This is a genomic window from Streptomyces alkaliphilus (assembly GCF_014141535.1).
Taxonomy (GTDB): Bacteria; Actinomycetota; Actinomycetes; order Streptomycetales; family Streptomycetaceae; genus Streptomyces; species Streptomyces alkaliphilus.
Map to the genome: position 1 here is coordinate 1 of NZ_VKHT01000396.1, position 4,478 is coordinate 4,478.

Genomic DNA, 4,478 nt, shown 5'->3' on the forward strand with positions numbered 1-4,478 from the left:
CTGCTCCGCAGGAACGACGCACCGGGCCTGCGGCCCGGTAGGCCCTAAATGCGCTGCGCGCATTTAGGGGGCATTCCCCTTCGGGGAATGCCGGGAATTCTCTCCGTGAATTCCTTGGTGAATTGCTCCGCAATTCACCGCGCCCCCGGCCAGGGGGGCGGCCCGGCTGGTTGGGCGGGTGCGGGCCGGTGGTGGGTGGCGATACATACATGGGCGGGCTACGGAGTGGGGGCGGTAGTCGCGAGAGTGACGGTCCGTCGGGTGCACCGGCCGGAGCAGGGAAACGGGGCCCGGTGCACGCCCGGCCGCACGGCGCCGGGGAGTTCGGGGCGGGAACGGGTGTCGGGCCACCCGATCGAGTGGCGGGTGAGTCCTTTTCAGTCGATCGGGTTGACGGGCCTGGGGCTTCCCGGGCATGCTGTGGGGTGGCGTGACAACCCATCGGGGCAGACGTGATGCACCACCGGTAGATGTTGGGAAAATGAGGGATCGCCCCCGGAGCCCGACCGGTGACACTGAACGCCCGCCGCTTTCCCTTTCGGAATGTCGGGGATTGCATCACCGGTAGCTTTTGGGAAATGCGACCACCGCCCTTTTTGGGTGGGCGTGGTTGCCGCGTCAGATGCTTTTTCGTGGTCCATTTCGGTGAGGGGAGAAACAGGGTGGCGGGTAGCGCGCATTCCAGCGGGGAATTCACGCTTCGGCCGCATCAGCGGGAGGCGGTGGAGGCGATCGTGCGGGGCCTTTCCGAGGTCCCCGGAGACGAGGCGCGGGGCACGGTGGTGATGGCCACCGGGACGGGGAAGACCCTCACGGCCGCTGCCGCCGCACACCGCCTGGTCCCCGATGGGAAGGTCGGGGTGTTGGTGCCGACCCTGGATCTGCTGACCCAAACGGTGGAGGCGTGGCGCCGGGCCGGGCGGCGCGGGCCGATGGTCGCGGTCTGCTCCCTGAGCCAGGACCCGATGCTGGAAGCCCTCGGGGTGCGGTGTACCACCGACCCGTGGTTCCTGGCCCGTTGGGCGTCCGTTCCGGGGCCGGTGACGGTGTTGATGACGTATGCCTCCCTGGTGCCGCAGAACGCCCGCGAGAGCGGCGGCGGCGACGCTCCGGACGGGCGCGCGGGCGTGATCGAGGAGGCCGTGCGCGCCCAGACCTTCACCGGCCCTGCCCTGCCCGCCTTCGACCTCCTGGTGGTGGACGAGGCGCACAGGACGTCGGGGGATGCGGGGAAGGCGTGGGCGATGGCCCTGGACAACGACCGCCTCCCGGCCCGTCGGCGGTTGTTCATGACCGCCACACCCCGGATCTGGGAGGCCGTGCCGTCGGTCGACGGGTGGGTGCGGCCCGTGGCCTCCATGACGGATCCCGGCTTGTACGGGGAGCGGCTGTACGAGCTGGAGCTGACCGAGGCGGTCGAGCGCGGGCTGCTGGCGCGGTGGGAGATCGACGTCCTGGAGATCACCGACCCCACCCCCGGAGAGGACGAGGGGGAGGCTCCGGGCGCCGGGGAGGGGCCGGAGGTCGGACAGGGTCGTGGGGGGCGTCTGGCGGCTCTCCAGGCGGCGTTGCTGGCTCACTTGGACGACACCGGGGCACGGTCGCTGCTGAGCTTCCATTCCACGACGCTGGACGCCATGGTCATGGCGCGGTCGATGCCGGAGACGGCCGCCCGGCTGCACGCCGATGATCCGGCCCGCTACCCCGCCCGGGTCTCCTCGGAGTGGCTGTCGGGGGAGCACGCGCCCGCCTACAGGCGGCGGGTGCTGGCGCGGTTCGCGGACGGCCTGGACGAGCGCGGCTACGTCGCCGACGCCCAGATCCTCGCCTCCTGCCAGGTCCTCACCGAAGGGGTGGATATCCGGGGCCGGGCCGGGGTCGACGGCGTGGTGCTGGCCGACGGGCGGTCCTCGCCGGTGCAGGTCGTGCAGATCATCGGGCGGGCGTTGCGGCAGGAGCCGGGCGAGGGGAAGATCGCGCGGATCATCGTGCCCATCTTCCTGGAACCCGGTGAGGAGCCGGACGCGATGATGTCCTCCCCCGCCTACCGCCCCCTGGCCCAACTCCTCGCCGGACTACGGGCCCACGACCACCGACTGATCGAGCGGCTGACCGAAGCCGCGGGGCGCACCTCGGGAACCGCATCGGACACCATCGCCCTCGATCCGGTGACGGCGGCCGGGCAGGAGAGCGGGGCCCGGGAGCACGAAACTCGGGAGCACGGGGGCCAGAAGCACGAAGACGCCGGGGAGCACCGGGGCCGGGGGATGGTGCCGGTGCTGCGGTTCTCCCGTCCCCGCGATCCGGCGAGCGTGGCGCGGTTCCTGCGCACCCGCGTCCTGACCCCCGAAAGCCTGGGATGGCTGGCCGGCTACGACGCGCTGCTGCGCTGGACCACCGAACACGGCAGCGCGGAGGTGCCCGCCGCCGCGACCATCGACCTGCCGGGGAGGCCCGGGTACCGGGTGGGGGCGTGGGTGGTCGAACAACGCCGCGCGCTACGCGAGGGAACCCTGCGCCCGCACCGCTACGAATTGCTCACCGAAGCGGGCATCGTGTGGGATGTCGCGGACGCGAAATTCACGAACGGCCTGATCGCCGCGCGGGCCTATTTCGAGAAGAACGGGACGCTTGCGGCGCCGCGTGACGCCGTGGTCGATGGTTTCCCGATCGGGCAGTTCCTCGACAACCTCCGCAAACGCCAAATGGTCCTCACCGACCAACGCGACGCGGCGTTGTCCGCCATCGACCCCCGGTGGAATCCCCCGTGGCCCCTCGCGTGGGAACGCGGCCGGGCCGCCCTCACGACGCTGCTGGAGGGCGAGGAGACCGTGCCGGAGATCCCGCCCGGGGTACGGGTGAACGGAACCGATGTCGGGACCTGGCTGCGGCGCCAACTGGCGGGTTGGAACGACTTGGACGACGCGCAGTGCGAGGCGCTGGCCAAGCTCGGGATCCCCGCGCCCACCACCGCCGGGGCGGGCGGCCACGGGGGCGCCGGGAACGGCCGGGCCGGCGCAGCGGCAGGCGCGGCGGCCGGCGTGCCCGGCCTGGCGGGCCTGGACGCCTTCGGGCGGGGCGTGGCGGCCCTGCGGCAGTACCGGGACCGGGAGGGGCACCTGACGATCCCCCGGGCGCACGAGGAGGTGCTGCACCCGGCGCCGGGCGAGAACGGCGGACCGGTGACCGTGCGGGCCGGAGTCTTCCTCACCAACCAGAAGACCAGGAGGGCGAAACTCTCACCCGAACGCCGGGCCGCACTCGCCGACCTCGGCCTCCAATGGGCGCAGTGAACGCGGCGGCGCAGGTCACAGTCGAAAGCTGCCGGCCGCCACCTCACCGGGTGAGGAGCCCTCCGCTGCACAGTGTGTGAACGGCCATGATCCGGGGCGCGCAATTCACTGGAACTCGCTCGCGGCCGGTTGGGATGGTGAGGTCATGAATAGGATCGATGTCGCCATTGCCCTTGCCGCTGCCTATGGCCTGCGTTTGTCTGCCGACGGGGCCTCGGTGAACGAGGCGGGCCTGGACTACCGGGTCGTCATGGCCGATGACACCAGCGGCCAGCGCTGGGTACTGCGCGTCCCGCGCCGTGAGGATGTCGCGGTGGGCATGGCCGCGGAGGCTCGCGTCCTCGACCTCGTGGCCCCGGTCCTCGCCTCGGACGGAGTAGCGGTCCCGAACTGGCGGGTTCGTTCGCCGGAACTGATCGCCTACCCGGCCCTGTGCGGCGCTCCCGGTCTGACCCTCGAGAGTGGCGAACCGGTGTGGCACATGGACCCCGCCTGTCCGGACTACGCCAGCCGGCTGGGGCGACTGCTGGCCCGCCTGCACTGTCTCGGCGCCAGACGGGCCGCGGAGGCGGGTGTTGAGGTCCGCACCCCGGCCCAGGTGCGTCAGGCCTGGTGGGAGGATGTGGCCCGGGTGCACGAGTCGTTCACGGTCAGTCCGGCTCTGTCCGAGTCGTGGCAGCGCTGGCTGGAGGATGATTCGTGCTGGCCCGAGCGGACCGTGATGACGCACGGCGAGATCTACCCCGCCCACATCCTGTTCGACGACGAGGGCGCGATCACCGGGGTTCTGGACTGGACGACGGCCCGGGTGGACGACCCTGCCCGTGACCTGGCCGCCCAGTACGGCGCCGCTGGTGAGGAGATGCTGCAGGCCGCTTTGGCCGCCTACGAACAGGCGGGGGGAATCTCCCACCCGGGCCTGGCGACGCAGGCCCGTCACCTGTGGGATGCCTCCCCGATCGGGTACGCCCTGTACGCGCTCACAACGCGGGACGAGACCGACCTCGCCGCTGCCACCGCGATGCTGAACCCCTCGTCCTGAGCCCTTTTCCGCACCACGGACAACGGTACAGGCCGGGCCGGCCAACTCCACGTCCTCGGTCCCGACCACCCCGCACCCTCACCACCCCGGGCAACCTCGTCTCCTGGCGGGAGCAGGCGGAACGGGAAGGCAAGGGGGGCGGG

The 4,478-nt window shown here is 71.7% G+C and carries 2 protein-coding genes; both read left to right on the forward strand.

Annotation, left to right across the window (positions count from 1 at the left end):
• Positions 1-662: 662 nt before the first annotated feature.
• A complete protein-coding gene (locus FNQ90_RS28160) occupies positions 663-3,293 on the forward strand; it encodes a DEAD/DEAH box helicase (RefSeq protein ID WP_323379945.1) in 2,631 nt (876 codons plus the stop codon).
• A 145-nt stretch (positions 3,294-3,438) separates the two neighbouring features.
• Positions 3,439-4,335, forward strand: coding sequence for a macrolide 2'-phosphotransferase (locus FNQ90_RS13720; RefSeq protein ID WP_182606642.1), 897 nt, complete (start codon positions 3,439-3,441; stop codon positions 4,333-4,335).
• Positions 4,336-4,478: the final 143 nt, after the last annotated feature.